A 24,201-nucleotide genomic window follows, 5' to 3' on the forward strand; every position below is an offset into this window, starting at 1 on the left:
CCGTGCAGAACTTAGTCGTTTTAATGCATCTTTGTCTTTGACTTTTCCTGGTCATCATCTGTGAATCTGAGCAAGTCTCCATTGATGATCAGATCGGAATAGTCAAGTTCAGTTGTGGCGCGTTCAACGTAAGGCTCACAAGCTTCGTTATCTGTTTCTTCTCCTGTAGAGATATCATAACATACTTCATTGGTGAAAATATTGTTTTCCGTCACCAATCGACCATCTCTGAAAATGACAAAAGGTTCATGATCAGGAGAGAAAACATCAGCACCCATTTGCATATCTTCTTTTGTGTCAACGCCTAATAAATGCAAGATTGTTGGTCTTAAATCCAATTGTCCTGATAATTCATCCATAGTTTTACCTTTTCCGTATCCTGGAATATGGATGAACATTGGCACTTTCTGCAATTCAACATTATCAAACGGTGTAATTTCTTTATCCATGTACATACCCATCGCTTTATTATGATTTTCAGAGATACCGTAATGATCTCCATACATCACAATAATAGAGTTATCGTATAAACCGCTTTGCTTCAAGTCATCAAAGAATATCTTTAACGCCTCATCCATATAGCGGACTGCTTGAAAATACTTGTTTACCGTTTTCGAATTAGAATCATACTGCGGAATCATCATATCCTCTTCATCCAAATCGAAAGGATGGTGATTCGTTAATGTGATCAAACGAGTTGCAAATGGTTGTGGCATTTCTTTCATTAAATCCACAGATTGCTCTAAAAATGGAATATCCTTCATACCCCAGTTAACCGCTTGACCTTCACCGATTTCATAGCTTTCCACATCATAGAACTTTTCAGTCCCAAGAGCTTGGTACATAATATCCCGGTTCCAGAAGCTTCGGTTATTGGCATGCATTACACTTGTAAAATAACCATTGTGACCAAGTTTTTCAGATAATGAGTTAAACGTGTTTCCACTGTTTGTGAAGAAAACAGCTCCTCCATTTCTACCATACAAGGAGTTTTCCAATATGAATTCGGAGTCGGATGTTTTCCCAAGACCTGTTTGGTGATAGAAGTTATTGAAATAAAATGTATCCTTGTCTTTTGTCAAACTGTTTAAGAATGGTGTGATTTCATACTCATTCATCTTATTATTTATAACGAAGTTTTGAAGAGATTCCATCGAAACAATGATCAAGTTACGACCTTCCGCAGCACCAAACATTTTCGGATTCGGTTCCGCATAATTCGCATTAATATAGTTTGCGACCTCGGTCAACTCACTACCATCCGCCAAAGCACGTTGCGCATGTGTTTTCGACTGGATGAATAAATCATAAATATGGTAGTTGTACGTCCCGATATTCTTCACAAGCAGTTCCCTATCGAAACTTCTTGTTAGAAGTTGTGGTCTTTGAGCTTCAGCCAAAGCTAAATTCACCATCAAAATTGTAGCAGCTACAACAAAATAAAGCTTACGGCCAATGTTACGACGATTTAAAGCACTTTCCCTCTGAGGGATGAACTTGATAGCTAATGCAATGATGATGACATCTGCGAAAAAGAAGATGTCTGTAAAGTGCATATTAGCAGTTGCCGAGGAAGATAAATCCCCGAAATTATTAGTTTGGAACAACAATGGCAATGTGATGAAGTCACTGAAAAACCTATAAAACACTGCATTACTGAACATAATAATAGATGTGATCAAACTGATTGAAATTATATAGATATTCTTACGTTTCGTACTCTTTATGAATAGCGCGAGGCCGTACAGGAATAATAGAAAACTTAATGGATTTATGAAGAGTATTAACTCCTGTACCATATTATCGATTTTCATATTGAAGCTAGTAATGTAGCCTATATATGTTGTGAGCCATGTAGCGACAATTGCAATGCCGAGTACGGAATGTTTGGGCCACGTTACTTTTTTCATACTTATCTTCCTTTCATTATTGAAGCTTTTTGTAATTTCACCCTGTCAATTGTACATGCACTACATATTATAGACGGATTAGAGGAGAAAAAGTTGCAGATTATCTTTAAAAAATTACTTCTAAATAGTCTTAAAAAGTAAACTTATCGTATTTAATTTAATTCCTTTTTCAATATAAGTAGCGCCCGTAGGTAATCCTCTTTAAGGATTAAGCCGTTATCAAATAGCTCTTTCACCTCGGACATCATCAGCTCAATGTCTGTATTTCGGTCTCCGGTATATATGAAAATCCCAAAACGTTTAAGGAGTTGCAGAACACTAAAAAAGTCTTTCATCTCTTTCATATTCTTTCACGTAACATTCGGCATTGAATGACTCCATTTTCAGTAATAATCTTATTGACTGGTATATCATGTTCTTCAACAGGAACGTTAAGGGCCGTCTGAACTTTAAAAGCGAGGGATAAACGTTCCCCGGGATAATCAGTCAAGTAACGATCATAATATCCGCCACCAAAGCCGATCCGATAGCCTTCATCGGAATAGACGACTCCTGGCACAATTTGCAGGTCGATAGCCGTTTTTTCAACCGTTTCGGTTCGTTCGATGACAGGCTCTCTTAAATCCATATAGACTGTTTCTAAATCATCAAATGAAGTAATGATTCGGAAATCCATTTCCCTGGTCGAAGAAATACACTTGGGTACAGCTACCTTCTTACCCGATTTCCACGCAGCTTCGATTATAGAAATTGTATCGACTTCCGGAAAACGAGATATCGTTACACCAATTGTTTCCGCTTTGCAATATTCCTCAGAAGCTATAGGAGTTTTACAATCGATGAAGATTTACTTGCATATTCGGATGTATCCATATCTTTCATATTAGACAATATTTGTTTTCGTTTAGTCAATTTCCCCATTATATTATTCCCCATTTTGAAATAAAAAACCAAAACCCGTGAAGAGTTTTGGCATGAGCGATTATTTCGTTTCACGATGCAAAGTTTGTTTCTTTTCACGTGAGCAATATTTTTTCATTTCAAGACGTTCCGGATTGTTACGCTTGTTTTTCTTTGTAATATAATTACGCTCTCCACATTCTGTGCAAGCAAGTGTAATATTTACGCGCATTGTTGTCCCTCCCACTCATTCAGCAATATAAATTAAATATGAGCATGATTTATACGACTTTTTTATTGTATCATACCACACGTGTATGTAAAGAAGAAAGTTTCAAATTACAATAAATTGGTGCATATGATACTATGGGAACAAAGTAATCTTTCCCGGAGGCGTTTTCAAGTGGATATACCATTAATATTATTAGTCAGCGGAATTATTTTAATCATACTTTCATTCTTTTTCGGTACCTCCTCACGCAAGCACGAAGATGAAATTGAAAATATCTCAATTAGCCTGCATCAAGAAACAAATCAGTTAAAAAAGAGATTGAGGGCCATCGAAGAGGAATTGATGATCAGTGTTGGACCAATTCCAAAGGGTAAACAGCCTAAAACTAAACCTGTGCATGAAATAATCGTCAACCAAATCCTTTCCTTACAAGCACAAGGTTATACCGTTCCAGAAATCGCAAAACGCTCGTCTCTTACAAACGATGAAGTTTTGGATGTATTGAAGTCCCGAGGTGTTCTGCTATGATGAAAGATATATTTAGGGCAGCAGGTATCGGATGCATTTTGGCTGGAGGAATCATTTATTTTACAACACCCTTAGTTACCCCATCCTCTACTCAACACGAGCAAACACAATTGGAAGAGTTGCAAACCGAGTTGGAACGAGTGAAAAAGGAATTGGCAATTGCACAAACAATAACTTCCACAGAAACGGTTACACCAAACAATCCGGTTTCAACTCAAACCGAGGATGTGGCTAAGGCCGAAGATGAACAACAAACTGCGCCTGAGCCAATAACAAAAATAATACTCTCCATCGAACCAGGTTCCAATTCCAAAACTGTTGCGAACAAACTTGAAAGAGCTGGTGTTATCGATAGCGCTAAAAACCTTGAATCCTATTTAATTGAAAATGGTCTTTCTGGCCTTATCCAAATTGGAGAATATGAAGTCGACACGACTATGGATTTAAAAACGATTGCAAGTATTATCACAAAAACGAAATAAAAAAAGCTGCCATTATCGATTTGTTATCGATCTGGCAGTTTTTTTATTCCTTCTCGTCTTCCTCATCAAGCTCCACAACAGATTTACGTCCTATTTTTAGACTAGTCGTTTCGTTTTGGTTCACGTTTCCACGTTTTTCTTTCAAATCAAAATAAATATCAAGTGCATCTCTCATTAACCGATTCGCATCCCTACTTGGGTAGTGGCCGCGATCCGTAGAAGCGTACGGAATAACAAGCGCATACGCCACTTCAGGCTCTTCGGCTGGTGCAAATCCGACATGGGTCAAGTTAACAGACGCCATTCCATACTTGCTACGATCATCTCCGTAATACGCAGATTGGGCAGTTCCTGTTTTACCCGCAGCTGTGTACGGTGCATCATTAAACAGATTCGGCGCCGTTCCATTCGGTCCATAGTATACGTATTTCATCCCTTTTTTCACTTGCTCAATCTCTTTTTCGGTATTGTTGATACGATTTAATACTTTTACTTTCGTCTCTTGCAACAAAGGACCAAGTGTTTCACCATCACGAGAAGGCTCTCGGATTTCTTTCAAAATCTTAGGTGCAACCCTATATCCTCCATTTGCAACTGTAGAAACGTATTGTGCGAGTTGCAATGGCGTATACGTGTCAAACTGCCCGATTGCGAAGTCTAAGAGCTTACCCGAAATAGTATCCGTACCTGTTTGACCCGCGTATTCGCCCGGCAAATCAATTTCTGTCTTCACACCTAACCCGAATGAGGCATACCCATTCCGAAGTCTATCAAATCCTTCAATATCGATTGGTAGTGGAAGATTTGGTCTATACACTGCGTTCCCAAGAGACATGGCAATCCGGAACATATAGACGTTAGAAGACCTGCCAAGTGCCAGGACGTCATCGACAGAATAGCGTCCGTTCTGATTGAATAGAGATCGTTTTGGTTTGGAATTAGCAATATAGATTGGTTCGTCTATTTTAATGTCCCCGACATTTAATACGCCCTCACTATAGCCCGTCAATACAGTCGCAATTTTTACAGTTGACCCTACTTCATAGGCGGAAGTGAATGTTCCGTAAGCATAGTCACGGACTTCCCATCTACCTGAGTCAGGATCCTTTAGTAGTCGTTTTCCTACAAGGGAAAGGACTTCACCGTTATTCGGATCCATCATGATTAGAAAAGCTCGATCCAATAGATCCGACTTAGGGTCTTTCTTTAACTCTAACAACTTATCTGATAGAAGTTTTTCCAATGATTCTTGTAATTCACTGTCCATCGACAAAACAAGATCCTTACCCGGCTCACCTTCTCTTACGGTTTTTGTTTCAACGACACGGCCCGTTCGATCTTTAATGTTTTTGACGATAGTCTTCTGACCTTTTAAAAGTTCTTCGTAATATTGTTCAAAGTAGCTTCGCCCGATCCGATCGTTGCGGGAATAGTCCCTAGCCAAATAATAATCCAGATGCGTTAACGGAATCCCCTCGATCGGGCTCGTCATCGTACCAAGAATTGTGCTGTCAGAGAATTTAACACGTTCCCAATCGGTCGTCGTATCGACTCCTTCAAATTCAGTCAATCGTTCTGAGACTGCCGCAAACTCTTCCTCCGTTACATTGCCGCTTTTAATAATTTGAGGAGAATAAGCATAGCCTGACATCATCTCTCGATAGATTGCTAATACTTCAAGTTCATGATCTGTAAAAGAGTCTAGTTCTTCTTCTGTTACCCTCTCACGCGTCAACCTGTTTACCTCGCGCTGAATGTCCTGTTTGGAAAGCGTTCCATCCTTGCCAATTTCCTTTATTTCTTCGGCGCTGACTTTCGCTTTTGCCTCTTCATTATTCAAAAGAATCCAGAAATCCCGTTTATCGCCGACCGTAACCCTCCTCGTATCTTGCTCGATCAATTCGGATAGACTCTCGGCAATCTCTAACATTTCCCTTGCAGTTGTGGATGTTGACTTCGTATATGTGATGGCGTTCATTGGTTTATTATCAACAAGGATATTCCCCATGCGATCATAAATCCTGCCACGTGGGACACTGGTATTGACAGCGATTTCCTCTTTCTTCTCCAATTCCCTTGTATAGTCCTCGCCTTTAACGATTTGCAAATACCCAAGCCTGAAAATGAGCATGGAAAACAGGATGAAAATCGAAAAGAAAAGTAGGTTCATCCTAAAGGCAATATGTTTCCGTTGACGGATTTTTGCTTGATCCACCTTGCGCATCGGCTTTTTCATATGTATTCCCCTTACTTAAAATAGTCCACTTTGGATTATATCATTCTATATACAAAAAGCATACATTCTGACGAACAGAATGTATGCTAGGTTGCATCAATTTTTGATTTTAGCCGAAGTTTTTAGCAACTTCGTCCCAATTAACAACGTTCCAGAAAGCTGAAACATAGTCAGGGCGTCTGTTTTGGTAGTTTAGGTAGTAAGCATGCTCCCAAACGTCAAGACCTAACACTGGTGTTTTGCCTTCCATTAATGGTGAATCTTGGTTTGGAGTAGACATGATTTCAAGTTCTCCGTTGTTTGAAACAAGCCAAGCCCATCCCAGCCGAAGCGAGTTGCAGCAGCTTTTGCAAACTCTTCTTTGAATGCATCAAAGCTTCCGAATTTTTTATCGATAGCTTCTGCAAGAGCACCCGTTGGAGTTCCGCCACCGTTTGGTGAAAGAATGTTCCAGAAGAATGTATGGTTTGCATGTCCACCACCGTTATTGCGTACAGCTGTACGGATGTTTTCAGGAACAGCATCCAAATTGGAGATAAGCTCTTCTACAGATTTAGAAGCTAGCTCTTCATGTCCTTCCAATGCGTTGTTCACGTTAGTCACATACGTATTGTGATGTTTCGTGTGGTGGATGTTCATCGTTTCTTTGTCGATGTGAGGCTCTAACGCATCATATGCGTATGGCAGTTCTGGTAATTTGTAAGCCATTTTCCATTCCTCCTTGATTGATTCATAATTTATCCTGCACTATAAACATTATCAAAATTTAGAAGGGCATTCAATTTAAATGAACTATTAGGCGACAAAGAATATAAATATTCCAATCATTAGAAGCATTACAGCCCCTTTTGCAACAATGGATGTTAAGAAACCAACAAGGGACCCGATTCCCGTTTTCAATGATTGTTTAAAGTCTGTACGCGATATAAGCAGCTCGGCCAAAACTGCACCGATAAACGGTCCAATCAGAATGCCAGCAACAGGAATTACGAAAGGTCCTACAAGCAGACCAATCGTACTTCCCCACATCCCTGGTTTGGAACCGCCAAATTTCTTCACGCCAACAATATTGGCTAGTGTATCAGCACCGAACAGCAAAACCACAAAAAGAATTTGGATGATCCAAAATAGCCAATTCATCCCGTCAAACGTCACAATCCATCCATACAACAAGAAACCGCCCACAACAAAGATTACGGAAGGGATGATTGGGTAAACCAATCCGATAAATGCGATGATAAACATGACAATGGCTATTATCCAACCGATTATTTCCATGACTTCCCTCCCGAATTTTCCTTATACTCGTTTCCCTAAAATCGCCTCTGCAATATTAACGGCATGATCACCGATTCGTTCAAGATTCGAAACGATATCGACAAATACCATACCTGACTGTGCAGTACACAGTCCTTCATTTAGTCTAACAATATGGTTTTTCCTGAACTTCCGCTCCATCTTGTCGATCAAGTCTTCCTGCTCTGCAACCGACTTCGCTAACTCTGTATCGTTCATATCAAGCGAGCGAATCGCTTTATCAACTGTACCTATAGTTAGAGTAAACATCTCTGTTAAGTCATTCATAGCTTCATCCGTCAATTTCACACGGTTCACTTCACGGAAATCGATCAATTCAATGATGTTTTCAAAATGGTCACCAATTCGTTCAATATCACGTACTGTATCCATCAGCATTACATGTCTGGCCGATTCGATCGGTGAAATGTTAACAGCCGAGATTTCTACGAGGTAATCAGTGATTTTTCTATCTAAATTATTGATGGCGTCTTCGATTTGATAGGCTGTTTCAGCATTTCGTTTATTACTTGTTTTTAAATACTCATACGTCTCTTGCAATCCTTGAACCGCGAAATCACCCATTCGAATGATTTCCTCTTTCGCTTGTCCAATTGCGACAGCTGGCGATTGGTTGATAAAGTTAGGATCCAGATGCTTCGGCTTGTATTCAATTGTAACATCCTTGCCTGGAATGATCTTTGTTACCAACAATGCCCAAGCTCCGATTAACGGAAATTGCAATATTGTATTTGCGACGTTGAATGAACCATGGGCAAAGGCAATTTGCATTTTATTTTCCAAATTTAAAACACCCGCAATCCATTCAACATATAAAGTGAATGGATAAAGGATAATCATGAACACGATTGTACCTACAATATTGAAAAGTACATGTGTCGCTGCGGCTCTTCTTGCTGCAACAGAGGCACCAATTGACGCAAGTACTGCCGTAATTGTCGTTCCGATATTATCGCCAAACAGCACCGGTAAAGCAGCACCTAATGGGATAAGATTCTCTGCATACAAACCTTGCAAAATCCCTACCGTCGCACTTGAGCTTTGAACAATAAGAGTAAATACCGTTCCAGCTACAACCCCTAATAACGGATGATCTGCCATCGCGACTGTAAAATCGGAAAACGCACTAAGCGATCTGAGTGGTTTCATACCAGCGCTCATAAGCTCGAGACCTAGGAATAAGCCACCGAAACCGAAAATAACTTCACCAATATTTTTTACAGAGTTTTTCCTCATGAAAAATATGAGGAAAGCACCTACAGCCATAATTGGCAATGCATACGCACCTACGTCCAATCCGATGATGAAGGCAGTAATTGTTGTCCCAATATTTGCTCCCATTATGACACCGATTGCTTGCCTCAACGTCATGAAGCCTGCACTAACCAATCCAACAGTAATAACAGTCGTTCCCGAACTGGACTGGATGAGGACGGTAACAATAATTCCGACAAGCACACCCATGAACGGGTTTGTAGTGAACCGATCCAAAATGGATCTAAGCCTATCCCCCGCCGCTTTTTGTAGTCCATCACCCATGTATTTAATGGCAAAGAGGAAAATCCCTAACCCCCACAAACTGAAAGAGCATTTCCTGCCAATTCATCTCCATTATTCAGCCAACCTCCATCAAACATTATGTAATTCAATCTTATTATGTTGATAATATTAAGGAATTGTAAATACTAACAGCTAAAACTTTACATTCCCTTAACAATTCACCAAGATACTGCCATCATTTTGTCAAATATGCATTTCAACCATATTTGCCTTTTTAAATTAAGAAAATGATAAACTATTAATAGTTGAAGGAGGTTGTATTGTGAAGTTTCACCAATTATTACTTGCTGGCTTTCATGAACCGAAAAAGCTTGCGGCATTCCGTCTCCTTCCAATTGGAAGGGTGATCCGCTTTGCTTTCTTTTTCATCCTGTTAATGACTTTGATCTCATTCAGCCTTTTTGTTTTGGGGATGTTGCACTTTTTGAAACTAGTCCAGAATTGGACGATTATAGTAAAACAATTGGCGGACTACTTTATCCTATGGCATTTGTTATTCAATTTGTCATTGCCACATTTTATGTATTTGTTAGAATTAGTATCTTTGCAGCTATCGGAATGCTCATTGGAAAGTTGAGAAAAAAACGTGTGGAGTATCGTTTTTTATGGAGGACGACGGCAATTGCAGCGACTGTTCCTTTATTAATAACGATTGTACTGGACTTCTTCCCTTCTGCTGAAACCATTAGTTCAGTATTGTCGTCCTTAATTCATATCTGCTATATTTTTGTAACACTCAAGTATTATCCAAACGCGCCAAAATGAATACTTTCCCATTTCTCGCATATAGTATCGCGAGGGGGAATGACCATGCGCACTTTATTAATAGCCGTTATTATTTTTATAGCCATCCATATTATCCGAATTGACTTTTCAGAAGGGACAATCCCTCTGGCTGCTTTTTACGGGGATACAGCACCGCAGCCTTGCAGCGAATCAACAATTGACTCAATAAGCGTCACTACGATAGAAGGCGATACAATTGAAACGCTATTATCAATGTATCCGGATATGAATATGACATTTGTAGAAAGACTATCTACCTTCTATTCCCTTAATCCCCATCTTCAAAACCAGGAAATAGTAGGCGGCCTGACCGTCAAGCTTCCACTTTCCAAAACGGGTGTGAACAACTGCAATTAAAGATGATTTAGACTCAGTCCCTTGTCTTTTCATATGATTGATTGCTAAAATAGAAAGTAGTTATGAGTTTTTAAGGAGAGAGAATCCATGAATGAAATGACACACAGATCCAAAACACGTCCTGTCCGTGTAGGCAATTTGACAATTGGCGGCAGTGATGAGTTGTTCATCCAAAGCATGGCAACAACGAAAACACATGATGTTGAGGCTACAGTTGCTGAAATATTGCGTTTAGAGGAAGCGGGCTGTCAAATTGTTCGTGTAGCTTGCCCTGATGAACGCGCAGCCTATTCAATTGGAGCTATTAAAGAGCGAATCAATATTCCGTTAGTTGTTGACATCCATTTCGACTATAAACTCGCGTTAATCGCAATTGAACAAGGTGCCGATAAAATCAGGATCAACCCTGGAAATATCGGACGGCAAGAAAAAGTGGAAGCTGTTGTTAAAGCGGCTAAAGCTAAAGGAATTCCAATTCGGATTGGTGTAAATGCCGGTTCTCTTGAAAAGCATATCCTTAAAAAATACGGATATCCTACGGCAGATGGAATGGTTGAAAGTGCATTGCATCATATTAAAATATTAGAAGACTTGCATTTTCACGATATTATCGTTTCATTGAAAGCATCTGACGTGAATCTCGCGGTAGAAGCATACACGAAGGCCGCAGCTGCTTTTGACTATCCTTTACATCTTGGTATTACAGAATCTGGTACCCTTTTCGCAGGTTCTATTAAAAGTGCCGCAGGACTCGGGACATTGCTTTCAGCAGGTATCGGAAATACACTTCGTGTTTCTTTAAGCGCTGATCCTGTGCAAGAAGTTAAAGTTGCTCGCGAGCTATTGAAAGTATTTGGACTTTCATCGAATGCCGCAACACTTATCTCTTGTCCGACATGTGGTCGTATCGAAATCGATCTAATTTCCATCGCCAATGAAGTTGAAGAGTATATTTCAACGATCAAGGCTCCTTTGAAGGTGGCTGTATTAGGTTGTGCGGTAAACGGCCGGGAGAAGCACGAGAAGCAGATATAGGCATTGCCGGCGCACGTGGGGAAGGCCTTCTTTTCATGAAAGGTAAAACGGTCCGGAAAGTTCCTGAGGAAACAATGGTTGAAGAGTTAAAAATGGAAATCGATAAATTGGCTGAAGAATACTTTGAAAAGAAGCGTCAAGAAGAGCTTCTATTAAAAAGCGGAGCCGCTGAATGAGGGAATTCCGTTTTGGTATTGATATCGACGGGACTGTAACATGTCCTACTTCCCTACTCCCGCATATCAATAAACAATTTGGATGTAATTTAGTTTTAGATGATATAAAGGAATACGACTTAACGAAGGCTTTCCCGGTCAATGAAGAAGAGTTCTATGAATGGTATCGTCAGGCTGAAACTACGATTTATGAAACATCCCCCACTCAGGAACATGCTAAAATGATTCTTTCGGAATTACAACAGCGTTTTGAGTTGTTCTATATTTCGGCACGGGGAAAAAATGTTTTGGATTGTACAGTTCAATGGTTCGAACGTGAGGAAATTCCTTACGATCATATCGAATTAATCGGCAGCCATGAAAAAATAGAGTCTGCGAGAAAGTTTGAAGTTGACGCGTTTTTTGAAGATAAGCATGATAATGCAGTTGGGATACATGAAGAATTGGGTATTCCAGTCTTTCTTTTTGACACCCCATACAATCGCGAACCGATTCCTGAAGGGGTTATACGAGTAACAAATTGGCAAGAAGCAAATGAATGGATCAATAAACTGTTTCCACTAATAGAAAGTGTGAAATAAAATAAGGAGTGGGACCCTATAATGGGATTCCCACTCCTTTTATATTATCAATGCCGTCCAGCTTCGGGCCTAAGCAGGCACCCTACGCTTTTGTACAAACCGGACATTTTCCGTAGATTTCGAACTTATGTCCTTCAACTTCGTAACCAGGTAAATTTACCGAAATCGATTCCATCGGCAGTGTAGTATATTTCTCGTCTTTCCGCATGTTGTGCAAATAAAATGATGATGATGTACTCCGTGATCGCATTGCATCCGGAAGTGACGTTCACCGTTTAACTCCGTTTCTTCCAAAATACCAAGTTGGGAAAATGACGCTAAATTGCGGTATATCGTATCAAAGCTAATGCCCGGATTATCGGCAGCCATAAAATTCCGAACTTCCATTGCCGTTAAATACCTGTCATTCTCAGCAAAAAACTCAAGAATTGTTTCTCGGTTTTTAGTCCGCTTGAGTTGATTTTCTTGTAGAATGATCCAAGCTTCATCTAACATCATGCAAATTCCCCCTTCACAATCCGGTTTCGTTTTCTACCTTTCACTTTATTCCACCCTAAGACTGCGAGTAAAATGACGATGGAAGTTATGACAATTGTACCTCCTGGGGCAATATCAAGATAGTACGCCGAAAATAAACCGATGATAACAGATAGCTCACCGATAATTAGTGAGTACAGCATGGCCCCTTTAAAACTTTTTGCAAGCTGTATTGCAGCCGCAACGGGAATAGTCATCAATGATGATACAAGTAAGATACCTACTATTCTCATGGAAGCACCAATAACCAATGCAACGATAATCATAAAAATTGTCTGAATTACTTTGCCACGCACTCCTGAGATTTTTGCATATTCGCTGTCAAAGGATAATGCAAATAGCTCTTTATAGACTAATCGGATATAGACAATAACAATAATAGCAATAATGACGATTATCCATAAATCCTGCCGACTGACAGCAGAAACAGAACCGAATAAATACCCCATCAAATCAGATGAAAACCCTTTAGCCAAAGAAATGAAGATTGCTCCAAAACCAATTCCAGCAGATAGGATAATTGGTATGGCAAGTTCCTCAAAATGCTTATAGGCACCTCTCAGTTTTTCGATCAAAAGCGAGCCTCCAACTGCCGTCGCCATTCCAAGGTAAACTGGGTTTAGAGCAGAAAAAAACAGCACCGATTGACTGAGGAAAAGGCTTCCCGCAATGCCTGCTAGTGCAACATGGCTCAATGCATCCGCTATCAGTGCAAGTCTTCTTACAACAATGAATAAGCCTAACAAAGGAGCAATGATACCGATAATCAGTCCAGATAAGAATGCATTCTGAAGAAATTCATATGTCAATAAAGCACTGATCAACGTTATACCCCCTTCCGATCGGTATGAACGCGCCTTACAGGATGACCATACCATTTCGAAATATCAGCATCATCCATATTCTGATATTCTGCTTTTCTGCCATGGAAATGGATTGACCGATTCAAACAAGCCACATGCGTTGCAAGGTCGGTTACTAAATCAATTTCATGGGTAACAAGCAATATCGCAATACCATGCTCACGGTTTAATTCATTGAGCATAGAATAGAACGAAGCAACGTTTTTCTGGTCAATTCCTACAGTTGGTTCATCCATTATTAGTAAGTCAGGCTTTCCAACCAATGCTCTCGCAATGAACACTCGCTGCTGTTGCCCTCCGGATAATTCTCCAATATTCTTTGTTGAAAATGCATCCATCTTAACAATCCGCAATGCTTCCATCGCCCTCTGCTCATCTTGTTTGGAAAAAGCTTTAAACAATCCTACCTTTGCGGTAAGGCCGCTTTTTACAACTTCAAGTACTGTAGCTGGAAAGCCCGTGTTGAATGAATTGGATTTCTGTGAGACATAGCCGATCCGTTCCCGCTGCCGGAATGAGTCCACATTTTCACCAAATAACTTAACAATCCCTTGATCGGGATTTTTTAGACCTAAAATAATATTGATCAACGTTGATTTGCCGGAACCGTTCGGACCTATAAGCGCCCAAAACTCGCCCTCTTTCACTTCTAGTGTAATTTCTTCAAGAACAGTAGAATCTTCATACTGAAAATATACATCTTCACATTCAATAATCGACTTTTTCAAATGAAAAATCCTTTCTATTATCTCCTTGTTGTAAACAGGAACGATTACGATTACTTGTAAAATTATATACGAAGTGATGGCTGGGCACAACTAATTGAGAAGGAATGGTTAATTTTGGATTACATGAGAATTTTAAATGAGATAAAAACGAAAAGTGATCAAGAAGCGAAAATGTTGGCGGATGCATATGGCATTAATTTATCCGTAAATGAAATAAGGGCATTACGTCCATTGCTTGACGAGATTTCATTTCATTGGCTATTTACAGGAATACCAGAAAGCTTCTTGGATAAAGTAAAGAATGCTGTTGGGGATAAAAAGGTGAGGAATTGTTTCGTCAGTATTTAGATATGATTTAAAAAAGCCCCGCCCTTGCTATTGTAAGGGCGGGACTTCTTTTTTAGACTAATAAAAGCTCTCGTAGCTCAGGTTGGAATTGTTTCAATTTCAACATACCGATTTCCTGCTCATATGGAGCTTTCTTGTTTTTAGCATCGTTACCAACGAAAGGTGTTTCTAAGATTTTTGGAATCAACGCAAAGTCCGGATGGTGAACGATATAGCTAAGTGGTTCAAAGCCGATATGCCCATGCCCGATATTTTCATGTCTATCCTTCATCGCACCGCGTTCGTTTTTACTATCATTGACATGGATAACAGAAATTCGATCTTTGCCGATGATCCGGTCGAATTCTTCCAATACACCATCAAAATCATTAACGATATCATAGCCTGCGTCATGAACGTGACAAGTATCAAAACAGACGGAAAGCCTTTCATTGTTCTTAACGCCATCGATAATTTTGGCAATCTCGTCAAAATTCCTTCCACATTCACTGCCCTTCCCAGCCATCGTTTCAAGGGCTATTCGCACTGTGGAATCTTCGGAGAGGACTTCATTCAACCCTTCAATAATCTTTTCAATCCCTTTATCGGCACCCGCACCTACATGAGCACCAGGGTGAAGGACAATCTGATTGGCTCCGAGGGCTGCTGTTCTTTCTATTTCCTTTTGAAGGAAGTCAACGCCCAATCTGAACGTTTCGGGCTTTGTTGTGTTCCCGATATTGATAATGTAAGGTGCATGGACAACAATATTGGATAATCCATTCTCTTTCATATGCAGGAGCCCCTGTTCGATGTTCAGCTCCTCAATTGCTTTTCGACGTGTGTTTTGCGGAGCACCCGTATAAATCATGAAAGTGCTCGCTCCATATCCTAATGCTTCCTCACTTGAACCTAAGAGCATTTTTTTCCCGCTCATGGAAACATGGGAACCTAATAATAGTGGTTGATCATTTGTCATTTTTGCGTTTCAGTCTCCTTTCCCTTTTCTTGAATTTCTCTATATCTTTTGCCATTTTCTTTTTGTAACCTGGTTTAACTTTGTCAGGTTTACGGACAAAGGATGCAGCTTTGCGATCCAGTTCGTCAACTTCTTTGACGCGCTTTTTCCGTGCATTTCGCTCTTTTACTTCTATCCACTCTCCATTTTTCACATCTTCATGGACAAATGGGATACCCATCTTTTCAATTTGGACAATCTTATCGTCCTCTGAAGGCTCATATAATGTAATAGCAATACCTTCAAGACCCGCTCTCGCAGTCCTACCTACACGATGAATGAAAAACTCCAAGTCATCGGGAAGTTCATAGTTGACGACATGGCTGACGCCAGGAATATCAATTCCGCGTGCAGCAAGATCAGTCGCTACGATATATTGGTACTCAAGATCACGAATCTGTTTCATCATTCTTGTTCGTTCACGTGGTGACAAATCGCCGTGGATTCTACCTGCCTTAATGCCTTGCGTAGCAAGATAATTCGCGAGTTCATCTGCATTCTGCTTTGTATTTGTAAAAACAATCGCCAAATATGGATTGATAGCATTCAAGACATGTAGCAACTTTTTCTTTCTGTCCATACTTCGAACCGGCACAAGAGATATTGCATTCCCTCTGTCAATGGCTTTTTATTTCCAATTTGCACATGGATAGGATTTTCCATGTATTTTGCAAGAAATGGCTTTAATTTTTCGGGGATTGTAGCCGAGAATACGTACATCTCCAAGTTCGTTGGCATTTTTGAAGCGAATTGATCGATATCCTCGATGAATCCCATGTCAAAAGCCAGATCCGCTTCGTCGACAACTAAAATTGTAGCAGTATGGATTGACAATGCTCCATTTTCAGCGAGATCCCGGATTCTTCCCGGCGTTCCCACAATGATATGGGGCTTCGACTTCAATTTGTCAATGGAACGTTGCTTATCAGTTCCTCCGATCAAAATCGAGCTCCGTATTGCCGTGTTTTCAATTATTTTGTTTAATTCTTCATATAGTTGCATTGCAAGTTCTCTTGTCGGTGCTGTAATGACAGCTTGCAATTCCTCTTTTTGCTCGTCCAACCGTTCAACAATTGGTATAAGGAAACTATGCGATTTCTGTTCCTGTATGGGCTTGGCCAATTGCATTCGACCCTTTTAAAATTAAAGGAATCATTTCCTTCTGTATAGGTGTAGGTTCTTTGAACCCTAAGCGGTCGATTGCTTCCCTAATGAATGGTTTGAATTGATAATCAGTGAATTTAGACATTTATATGCCTCCTAACGTATTCCTATTGTAGCATGATTTTCGTTCCATCGTATGTGTTTTTGGCATAGTATATATGTGAAAGTTATCATGACCAAATGAAAGGGGTTATCCATGAGATACGAATCCTTCTATCCTTTTGCACGCGGACATTCTTCGCCGTTCGGCTTTAGACAACCGATGTACGGCCAACAACAGCAACCCTTCTTCGGCCAGCCACCGAGACAACCTTTTCGGGGGTCTCCAATGGGAAATCAATTCGGACCGCCCATGCAGGGACAGGGACAAAACATTCCCAAAATGGAAGCATACATGCAAACTGCTAACCGTTTTTTAACTACCGCACAGCAATATGCACCACTTGTCCAGCAAATAGCACCAATGTTCCAGAACCTTCCTGCCATGTGGAGATTATATAAAGGATTTCAGTCGCTACCAACTTCCGGGGCAGCTGGGGAGCAAGTGGTGCAGCAAACCCGGTTGCAAGGAATACGCCGCCGGTAGGCACGCCAGGCCCGACTCCAGGTATTTCCAATCCACGTATTTTCCAACCACCTAATTTATAATTTTGAAACAGGTGCCTAACTCCGCTATAATAGATATAGATCTCTTTTGAGGAGTGAGGAACGAATGATAGTAAAGAAGATTTCCCCGCGAGGATATTGTTACGGGGTTGTTGATGCAATGGTTATTGCAAGAAACGCGGCACTCGACAAATCATTGCCGAGACCAATTTATATACTTGGCATGATTGTCCACAACAAGCATGTTACTGATGCATTTGAAGAGGACGGCATTATTACGTTGGATGGTAAAAACCGTTTGGAAATCCTTGAAAAGGTTGAGACGGGAACTGTCATCTTCACGGCACATGGCGTTTCCCCTGAAGTTAGGGAACTAGCACGTCGTAAAGGACTCGTTTCAATTGATGCGACATGCCCAGACGTGACAGTTACCCATGACTTGATAAAAGAAAAGACTGATCAAGGATATGACATCATTTATATCGGTAAGAAATATCACCCAGAACCTGAGGGAGCAATTGGCGTAGCCCCTCATGCCGTCCATCTGATTGAAACGCTTGATGATGTTGAGAATTTAGAGGTTGAAAATGAGAAATTGCTTGTTACGAATCAGACAACAATGAGCCAGTGGGATGTCGTTCATATTATGGAAGCTTTGAAAGAAAAGTTTCCTCATATTGAAGCACACAAGGAGATTTGCCTTGCTACTCAAGTTAGACAGGAAGCAGTCGCGGAGCAAGCCGGCGAATCAGATCTTCTAATAGTTGTCGGTGATCCGAAAAGCAATAACTCAAATCGACTGACGCAAGTTTCTGTCGAAATCGCTAATACACCATCTTATCGCATATCGGATGTTTCTGAGATTGATATTAATTGGTTAAAAGATGTTAAAACCGTTTCAGTTACCGCAGGAGCTTCTACACCGACTATCATTGTCCGTGAAGTGATTAATTTCCTTGAAAGCTTTGATCCGGAAGATCCATCCACTCATTTACCAGAACGAAAGTTCAAATTGGAGAAGATTTTACCGAAAATCAAAAACCCGGAACCAGTTAAGCGAATTGAACCATATGCCGTAACCGAATAAGGTAGTTAAATAAAGTGCTGTCCCGCGTTAAATTATTAACATATTGGGCAGCACTTTTTTTATTCTTTTTTGTATTAATTTAATATACAAATCGAAACGGTTCGGTATCAATTTCGGATTGGATAAAGGTAACCTCATATCCTTTTTCACGCGAGGCATGCTGCATATATTCTGCAACGCCTGTAATCATTACCTTTTCTACATGATGACCCGGATCGACAATTGCCAAATCCAATGACTCAGCATCTTGCGCACTATGAAAATCCATATCCCCAGTTACAAAAACATCCGCACCTTTTCGTTTTGCCGCCTTGATATATTTGCTTCCACTCCCACCAAGCACAGCAACTTTACGTACTTGCTTCTGTGGACTACCAACTACTCTCACAGCAGGAACTTTGAATGTTTCTTTTACATAAATGGCGAATTGCTCAAGTTCCATCTTCTCAGGTAAATTGCCTACCCTACCAAGACCAAATTCTTCGGTTCGTTGGTCAAGCACAAAAAAATCATATGCTGGCTCCTCATATGGGTGCGCCGCAAGCATTGCCTTCAAAACTTTTCCTCTGATCGGACCAGGAAGCACAACTTCGATCCGTTCCTCCTCGACCTCTTCCAACTTGCCAACTTCTCCGATAAACGGGTTTGCACCAGTCGACGGGATAAATCTTCCCGTACCGGTTGAGGTAAAGCTGCATCCGATATAATCTCCTATTGCTCCCGCCCCTGCCTGTGCCAAAACAGCTCGTAATTGTTCCGCATGACTCACTGGACAAAAGACAGCCAATTTGTACAACGGATCTGAAACGGTTGGACTCATCACTTCCAAGTCAAGTAGTCCCAATTGGTTTGCAAGAAGGTCATTCACCCCACCTGGTGCTACATCCAAGTTCGTATGTGCAGCATAAACAGATATATCGTGTTTAATGCATTTCTCGATAAGGCGACCTTGGGGTGTATCCGTCCAAACTGTTTTCATCGGGCTAAAGATTGGTGGATGGTGAGCAATTATTAAATTTGCACGATTTTTGATTGCTTCGTCAACTACAGCCTCATTGACATCCAATGTAACTAACACATTCTCGACTTGACGGTTCAGCTGGCCGATATGTAAACCAATCGGATCCCAATCTTCTGCAAACCGTTTAGGGACCATTGTTCAAATAAAGCTATAATTTCATGCCCATTTACCTTTTTCAATTTGTTAATACCCTCCCAACCAACTCAATTTCCTTCCGTAATTGCTCCTTCCTCTGGTAGATTTCCTCCGTATCTCCCGCCTTTTCCAACGAGCCAAGAATCCTTTTCCATTCAGTCGATTCCCTTTCCCATTTCTCAATAAAAACTGGAGATTTTTCTTTAAGTAAATAAGGGCCAAATTTCATCTCAAGTTCATCGTAGTTGGCTTGCCCTCTTTCAAGTACTATAATTTCATAAATCTTGCCGTCTTCTTTAAGGATCTCTTCGTCAATAATGACCCATCCATTTTGCACTGCCCATTCCCGGATTGACGAAGAATGAATATTTGGTTGTGTAATTATGCGTTTCACTTGCCCAAGTTTAGTGTGGCCTTCCTGTAATATGGAAGCGATTAAAGGTCCACCCATACCAGCAATGGTAATTGTATCTACGCCATCACTTTCCTCGACAGCTTGCAAACCATTTCCTAAACGAACAGTTATATTATTCTCAAATCCCTCTTTTTTAACATTTTTCTTTGCCGACTCAAAAGGGCCTTTTACAACTTCTCCCGCAATGGCCTTTGAAATTTTTTCATTGCGGATTAAATAACAAGGCAAATATGCATGATCGCTCCCGATATCAGCCAGTATTGCACCTGTTTCTACATATGAAGCGACTGCTGTTAGTCGCATAGATAGTTTGTCTGAATTCAATAAAACCCCGCCTTTCCAATATCCCCATTATAAGGGGATTCCATTATCATTGCCAATTTACAAAAACGGGATAATGTACTTCGTTGGAGAGTACGGCGTCTTCCCGTAGAAACGGCGGCACTTCCCATAGAACGCCGACGACTTCCCATAGGATGTTAGGGACTTCCCATAGAACGCCGATGACTTCCCATAGAACACCACGGACTTCCCATAGAATGCCCACGACTTCCCATAGAATGCCCACGACTTCCCATAGAACGCCGATGACTTCCCATAGAACGCCGATGACTTCCCATAGAACACCGCGGACTTCCCATAGAATGCCCACGACTTCCCATAGAATGCCGGTGTCACTGATTTACTAATCACTGATAGAATTAAAAACATACAAAAATTAAAAAAGCCATCGAAACGGCAAGTTATTGCCAAGTTTCGATGACTTCTTGCTCTTATTTAAGTGTTAGAAGATAGTCTGTTAGTTGATCGATTTGCTCATCAGATAGTTTACTTCCAAATGCAGGCATTGAACCAACACCATTTTTAATGATGTCATGAACCGCTTCTTTGTCAGTTAGACCGTGAAGAGTTGGTCCAAATCCACCAGATAGATCGCCACCATGACAGCTCACACATTGACCTTGAGTAAAGCTTTCAGGATCGAAATCTTCAGATGTAGCTACATCTGTTTCTGTTTGACCTTCTTCACCCGCCCCAGCAATTTCTTTTTTCTGATCAAGACCGTATAGGGACATAAAGAAAATAAGTCCTAATCCCAGCGCGAAAATCAGGATATAAGGCACTACAGGATTGCTTTTCATTGAATTACCCTCCTTCACCAGGAATTATTCTGTAAAATTATACAGTGCACATTTAATATTGTACTGTATCCTGTAGAAAACTGAAAGAGTTATCCCTATACAATTCTACGTTTGTGACAAATTCGACATACTTTTTCTTAGCTTATGAAATTTTATACGAAAATCAATTAAGAACTTCTCGTGCAATCACCATTCGTTGCACTTCAGAAGTCCCTTCGCCTATTTCGAGCAGTTTCGCATCTCGCATATAACGCTCGACTTCGTATTCTTTCATATACCCGTAGCCACCGTGAATTTGGATTGCTTGATCGGCTACTTCCATCGCAATTTCAGACGCATATAGCTTACACATTGCAGCCTCTTTCGTGAATGGTCTGCCTTGATCCTTCATCCATGCAGCCTTATATACCATATTTCGAGCTAATTTATTTTCATCGCCATATCTGCCAATTTAAACTGCGTTATTTGGAATTCTGATAATGCCTTTCCAAACTGCTTTCGTTCTTTAGAATATTTTAACGCCCTTTCAAAAGCCGCCTGAGCTATACCTACAGCCATTGCCCCGATACCAATCCTGCCACCGTCCAATGTAACAAGGAATTGCCTGAACCCATTTCCACGCTTTCCAAGTAGGTTTTCTTTCGGTACCCTTACATTTTCAAGTACTAATTCTGTTGTATTCGAAGCATTCAAGCCCATCTTTTCATAGTTATCAATCACTTTAAAGCCTTCTGCATCTGTCGGTACGATAATTGCACTAATTTCCTTCTTACCGTTATTCTCACCTGTTATTGCAGTAAGGGCAAGATGTTTGGCATGACTTGCATTCGTTATAAATACCTTTGAGCCGTTGATGATGAAATCATCCCCGTCTTCTTTTGCAGTCGTTTGAGTACCCCCCGCATCTGACCCTGCATTCGGTTCAGTCAGTCCAAATGCACCGAAAGATTCCCCAGTACAGATTGGAGTTAAGTACTTCCGTTTCTGCTCTTCCGTTCCAAAAAGATGTAGCGGTGCTCCACCTAATGAGATATGCGCCGAATATGTAATACCAGTTGAAGCGCAGGCACGGCTTAACTCTTCGGTTACGATTGCGAAACTTGTCGTATCTGCCCCTGCCCCACTATATTCTTCAGGAAACGGTAGCCCCATCATACCCATTTCAGATAGCTGTTTAAAAATCTCTATTGGAAATTCCTTTGTACGGTCACGTTCTATTGCACCTGGCGCAACAACTTCATCCGCAAATTCCCTCATCATCTTCCTAATCATCAGCTGCTCATCTGTCAAATCAAAATTCATTTTTAACATCCCCTTTTTTGTGAACGCTTACATTACTATTATACCGAAATCCGAAGCATTATCACAATCATTCTTTGGAAGGATACTATTCTATAAATGCATGACTATAAATGTAATGATGAAAATGATGCCTGCAACTCCTGAAATTGTAAAATAGATCAATTTTAATAGTCTACCCATTACAAACCACAGCAAGCAGTTCAGGGCTAAGAGCAAAGTCAATAATGTTGTTTGCCCCTCAAAATAGATTGCCCATACTTTTAAGCTTACTGCAAGTAGTATCAATCCAGAGAGTATGTATATAAGGTGCAAAAAAATAAAGCTTTTGTTTAATTTCTTTTTCCTTTTCGGAAGGATAGCATCTGAGGCATTGATATTCTCTTCTTGTTCCCCTTGAGTGTATAGAGTAATAAGATAATCACAATAATGCTCAGGTAACAATTTATTTTCCTTCCAATATTTAATTTCTGTTATTATGGTCTTTTTCCGTTGATTACTCACGATGTCTCCCCCTGAACCCTAGGAAATAATAAAACGCATCGGCATAAAATGCCGATGCGGATCACTCCAAAAAGTCCTTCAATCTTTTACTGCGTGACGGGTGTCTAAGCTTACGAAGTGCTTTTGCTTCGATTTGACGGATCCGCTCACGTGTAACTCCGAAAACCTTGCCGACTTCTTCGAGAGTTCTCGTTCTGCCATCATCCAGACCGAAACGTAGTCGTAAAACATTTTCTTCCCGGTCGGTAAGCGTATCAAGAACATCTTCCAATTGTTCTTTCAGTAATTCATAAGCAGCGTGGTCCGAAGGGGATTGCGCTTCAGAGTCTTCGATAAAATCACCTAAATGTGAATCATCTTCTTCACCAATAGGTGTTTCAAGTGAAACCGGCTCTTGAGCAATTTTTAAAATTTCCCTTACCTTTTCTGCAGTTAAGTCCATTTCTTCACCAATTTCCTCTGGGGAAGGCTCTCGCCCAAGATCCTGAAGCAATTGACGTTGAACCCGGATCAATTTATTAATCGTTTCAACCATATGAACCGGGATACGGATAGTACGCGCTTGGTCAGCAATAGCCCGTGTGATGGCCTGACGAATCCACCATGTTGCGTACGTACTGAACTTAAATCCTTTAGTATGGTCAAATTTCTCAACCGCTTTGATAAGTCCCATATTTCCTTCTTGAATTAAGTCCAAAAAGAGCATTCCACGTCCGACATATCTTTTGCTATACTGACTACAAGACGGAGGTTAGCTTCTGCAAGTTTTTTCTTTGCATTTTCACCCTTCTCGACAAGCTCTAATTGCTCGGGATCAGGAGTTTTCATGTCAGCAAGCTTCTCTTCCGCCTCCACACCTTCCTTAATCGCAATTGCCAATTTCACTTCTTCATTTCCTGTCAGCAAATCGACGCGGCCAATTTCCTTCAAATACATACGTACGGGGTCATTGATCTTAACACCAGGCGGTACGCTCAGGTCATTCAGGTCAAATTGCTCTTCTTCTTTGCTTGATTCCTCTTCATCATCTTTACGTTCCATTTCTATACCAGCTGCCTCTATTTGATCAAGAAATTCTTCAAATTGCTCAGGCTCCATCTCAAAGACAGAAAGTTTTTCTGTTACCTCTTCAAGGGTTAGTTCCCCTGCTTTTTTACCAGCTTCCAATAAACCTGCTTTTACTTCATCTACAGTCATCTCGTGTTCCATCTCTCCGGATTGTTCTTTTTTAGTCATAATACCCGTTCCTCCTTAA

Annotated in this window: 21 protein-coding genes and 9 pseudogenes; 10 read left to right on the top strand and 20 right to left on the bottom strand. The window is 40.6% G+C overall.

Annotation, left to right across the window (positions count from 1 at the left end; translation table 11 throughout):
• Positions 1-20: 20 nt before the first annotated feature.
• The 4 genes and pseudogenes from QNH10_RS15155 to rpmG form a co-directional block, all read right to left on the bottom strand.
• The gene (locus QNH10_RS15155) at positions 21-1,910 is read right to left on the bottom strand and encodes an LTA synthase family protein (protein WP_283732202.1); all 1,890 of its coding nucleotides are present in this window, start codon (positions 1,908-1,910) and stop codon (positions 21-23) included.
• A gap of 152 nt (positions 1,911-2,062) precedes the next feature.
• The gene (locus QNH10_RS15160; protein WP_283732203.1) at positions 2,063-2,254 is read right to left on the bottom strand and encodes a YqgQ family protein; all 192 of its coding nucleotides are present in this window, start codon (positions 2,252-2,254) and stop codon (positions 2,063-2,065) included.
• A pseudogene (locus QNH10_RS15165) lies at positions 2,251-2,831 on the bottom strand (5-formyltetrahydrofolate cyclo-ligase). The gene QNH10_RS15160 and the pseudogene QNH10_RS15165 overlap by 4 nt, the downstream one beginning before the upstream one ends.
• A gap of 61 nt (positions 2,832-2,892) precedes the next feature.
• Positions 2,893-3,042, bottom strand: coding sequence for a 50S ribosomal protein L33 (rpmG, locus tag QNH10_RS15170; protein ID WP_060210366.1), 150 nt, complete (start codon positions 3,040-3,042; stop codon positions 2,893-2,895).
• A gap of 171 nt (positions 3,043-3,213) precedes the next feature.
• On the opposite strand from rpmG, the gene QNH10_RS15175 reads away from it, so the two are divergent.
• Positions 3,214-3,570: a hypothetical protein gene (locus QNH10_RS15175; RefSeq protein WP_283732204.1), complete on the top strand. Its 357-nt coding sequence runs from the start codon at positions 3,214-3,216 to the stop codon at positions 3,568-3,570.
• The gene (locus QNH10_RS15180; RefSeq protein WP_283732205.1) at positions 3,567-4,052 is read left to right on the top strand and encodes a hypothetical protein; all 486 of its coding nucleotides are present in this window, start codon (positions 3,567-3,569) and stop codon (positions 4,050-4,052) included. The genes QNH10_RS15175 and QNH10_RS15180 overlap by 4 nt, the downstream gene beginning before the upstream one ends.
• Positions 4,053-4,095: 43 nt before the next feature.
• Here the strand turns inward: QNH10_RS15180 and QNH10_RS15185 are convergent, their stop codons facing one another.
• The 4 genes and pseudogenes from QNH10_RS15185 to QNH10_RS15200 all read right to left on the bottom strand — a co-directional run bounded on the left by QNH10_RS15185 (position 4,096) and on the right by QNH10_RS15200 (position 9,217).
• Positions 4,096-6,288, bottom strand: coding sequence for a peptidoglycan D,D-transpeptidase FtsI family protein (locus QNH10_RS15185; protein ID WP_283732206.1), 2,193 nt, complete (start codon positions 6,286-6,288; stop codon positions 4,096-4,098).
• A gap of 109 nt (positions 6,289-6,397) precedes the next feature.
• Positions 6,398-6,996: pseudogene (sodA, locus tag QNH10_RS15190) on the bottom strand (superoxide dismutase SodA).
• Positions 6,997-7,083: 87 nt separating this feature from the next.
• Positions 7,084-7,566 carry a DUF456 domain-containing protein gene (locus QNH10_RS15195; protein ID WP_283732207.1) on the bottom strand — a complete coding sequence of 161 codons (483 nt, stop codon included), beginning with the start codon at positions 7,564-7,566 and terminating at the stop codon, positions 7,084-7,086.
• 21 nt (positions 7,567-7,587) lie between these two features.
• Positions 7,588-9,217: pseudogene (locus QNH10_RS15200) on the bottom strand (Na/Pi cotransporter family protein).
• Positions 9,218-9,427: 210 nt separating this feature from the next.
• On the opposite strand from QNH10_RS15200, the gene QNH10_RS15205 reads away from it, so the two are divergent.
• The 5 genes and pseudogenes from QNH10_RS15205 (at position 9,428) to QNH10_RS15220 (ending at position 12,100) form a co-directional block, all read left to right on the top strand.
• Positions 9,428-9,742 carry a hypothetical protein gene (locus QNH10_RS15205; RefSeq protein ID WP_283732208.1) on the top strand — a complete coding sequence of 105 codons (315 nt, stop codon included), beginning with the start codon at positions 9,428-9,430 and terminating at the stop codon, positions 9,740-9,742.
• Positions 9,649-9,930, top strand: a complete 282-nt coding sequence (locus tag QNH10_RS21250) for a DUF1189 family protein (protein ID WP_430541071.1) — start codon at positions 9,649-9,651, stop codon at positions 9,928-9,930. The genes QNH10_RS15205 and QNH10_RS21250 overlap by 94 nt, the downstream gene beginning before the upstream one ends.
• A gap of 45 nt (positions 9,931-9,975) precedes the next feature.
• Positions 9,976-10,308 carry a hypothetical protein gene (locus tag QNH10_RS15210; protein WP_283732209.1) on the top strand — a complete coding sequence of 111 codons (333 nt, stop codon included), beginning with the start codon at positions 9,976-9,978 and terminating at the stop codon, positions 10,306-10,308.
• An 87-nt stretch (positions 10,309-10,395) separates the two neighbouring features.
• Positions 10,396-11,519: pseudogene (ispG, locus tag QNH10_RS15215) on the top strand (flavodoxin-dependent (E)-4-hydroxy-3-methylbut-2-enyl-diphosphate synthase).
• Positions 11,516-12,100 (top strand): 5' nucleotidase, NT5C type, encoded by a 585-nt coding sequence (locus QNH10_RS15220; protein ID WP_283732210.1) that lies wholly within the window; start codon positions 11,516-11,518, stop codon positions 12,098-12,100. The pseudogene ispG and the gene QNH10_RS15220 overlap by 4 nt, the downstream one beginning before the upstream one ends.
• An 82-nt stretch (positions 12,101-12,182) precedes the next feature.
• Here the strand turns inward: QNH10_RS15220 and QNH10_RS15225 are convergent.
• The 3 genes and pseudogenes from QNH10_RS15225 to QNH10_RS15235 all read right to left on the bottom strand — a co-directional run bounded on the left by QNH10_RS15225 (position 12,183) and on the right by QNH10_RS15235 (position 14,228).
• Positions 12,183-12,598, bottom strand: a pseudogene (locus tag QNH10_RS15225) (Fur family transcriptional regulator).
• The gene (locus tag QNH10_RS15230; protein ID WP_283732211.1) at positions 12,595-13,461 is read right to left on the bottom strand and encodes a metal ABC transporter permease; all 867 of its coding nucleotides are present in this window, start codon (positions 13,459-13,461) and stop codon (positions 12,595-12,597) included. The pseudogene QNH10_RS15225 and the gene QNH10_RS15230 overlap by 4 nt, the downstream one beginning before the upstream one ends.
• A 2-nt stretch (positions 13,462-13,463) precedes the next feature.
• On the bottom strand, positions 13,464-14,228 hold the full coding sequence (locus tag QNH10_RS15235; RefSeq protein WP_283732212.1) for a metal ABC transporter ATP-binding protein: 765 nt from the start codon (positions 14,226-14,228) through the stop codon (positions 13,464-13,466).
• 123 nt (positions 14,229-14,351) lie between these two features.
• On the opposite strand from QNH10_RS15235, the gene QNH10_RS15240 reads away from it, so the two are divergent.
• Positions 14,352-14,576 (top strand): hypothetical protein, encoded by a 225-nt coding sequence (locus QNH10_RS15240; protein ID WP_283734658.1) that lies wholly within the window; start codon positions 14,352-14,354, stop codon positions 14,574-14,576.
• A gap of 52 nt (positions 14,577-14,628) precedes the next feature.
• On the opposite strand, the gene QNH10_RS15245 is transcribed toward QNH10_RS15240, so the two are convergent.
• Positions 14,629-15,534 carry a deoxyribonuclease IV gene (locus QNH10_RS15245; protein ID WP_283732213.1) on the bottom strand — a complete coding sequence of 302 codons (906 nt, stop codon included), beginning with the start codon at positions 15,532-15,534 and terminating at the stop codon, positions 14,629-14,631.
• A pseudogene (locus QNH10_RS15250) lies at positions 15,524-16,822 on the bottom strand (DEAD/DEAH box helicase). Before QNH10_RS15250 ends, QNH10_RS15245 begins: the two are co-directional and overlap by 11 nt.
• 309 nt (positions 16,823-17,131) lie before the next feature.
• Here QNH10_RS15250 and vrrA point away from each other — a divergent pair.
• Both vrrA and QNH10_RS15260 read left to right on the top strand, forming a co-directional pair.
• Positions 17,132-17,323 (top strand): VrrA/YqfQ family protein, encoded by a 192-nt coding sequence (gene vrrA, locus QNH10_RS21255; protein WP_430541125.1) that lies wholly within the window; start codon positions 17,132-17,134, stop codon positions 17,321-17,323.
• A 126-nt stretch (positions 17,324-17,449) separates the two neighbouring features.
• Entirely contained in the window at positions 17,450-18,430 is a 981-nt protein-coding gene (locus tag QNH10_RS15260; RefSeq protein ID WP_283732215.1) for a 4-hydroxy-3-methylbut-2-enyl diphosphate reductase, read from the top strand.
• 79 nt (positions 18,431-18,509) lie between these two features.
• Here the strand turns inward: QNH10_RS15260 and QNH10_RS15265 are convergent.
• The 7 genes and pseudogenes from QNH10_RS15265 to rpoD form a co-directional block, all read right to left on the bottom strand.
• A pseudogene (locus tag QNH10_RS15265) lies at positions 18,510-19,630 on the bottom strand (Nif3-like dinuclear metal center hexameric protein).
• Positions 19,627-20,325 carry a tRNA (adenine(22)-N(1))-methyltransferase gene (locus QNH10_RS15270; protein ID WP_283732216.1) on the bottom strand — a complete coding sequence of 233 codons (699 nt, stop codon included), beginning with the start codon at positions 20,323-20,325 and terminating at the stop codon, positions 19,627-19,629. The pseudogene QNH10_RS15265 and the gene QNH10_RS15270 overlap by 4 nt, the downstream one beginning before the upstream one ends.
• Positions 20,326-20,371: 46 nt before the next feature.
• On the bottom strand, positions 20,372-20,653 hold the full coding sequence (locus tag QNH10_RS15275; protein ID WP_283732217.1) for a hypothetical protein: 282 nt from the start codon (positions 20,651-20,653) through the stop codon (positions 20,372-20,374).
• Positions 20,654-20,774: 121 nt separating this feature from the next.
• Complete coding sequence (locus QNH10_RS15280; protein ID WP_283732218.1) at positions 20,775-21,143, bottom strand: c-type cytochrome; 369 nt, start codon at positions 21,141-21,143, stop codon at positions 20,775-20,777.
• A gap of 163 nt (positions 21,144-21,306) precedes the next feature.
• A pseudogene (locus QNH10_RS15285) lies at positions 21,307-22,445 on the bottom strand (acyl-CoA dehydrogenase).
• Positions 22,446-22,535: 90 nt separating this feature from the next.
• Positions 22,536-22,946 carry a hypothetical protein gene (locus tag QNH10_RS15290; protein WP_283732219.1) on the bottom strand — a complete coding sequence of 137 codons (411 nt, stop codon included), beginning with the start codon at positions 22,944-22,946 and terminating at the stop codon, positions 22,536-22,538.
• 61 nt (positions 22,947-23,007) lie between these two features.
• Positions 23,008-24,182, bottom strand: a pseudogene (gene rpoD / locus QNH10_RS15295) (RNA polymerase sigma factor RpoD).
• Positions 24,183-24,201 lie beyond the last annotated feature (19 nt).

Source organism: Sporosarcina thermotolerans (genome assembly GCF_030067815.1).
GTDB lineage: Bacteria > Bacillota > Bacilli > Bacillales_A > Planococcaceae > Sporosarcina > Sporosarcina thermotolerans.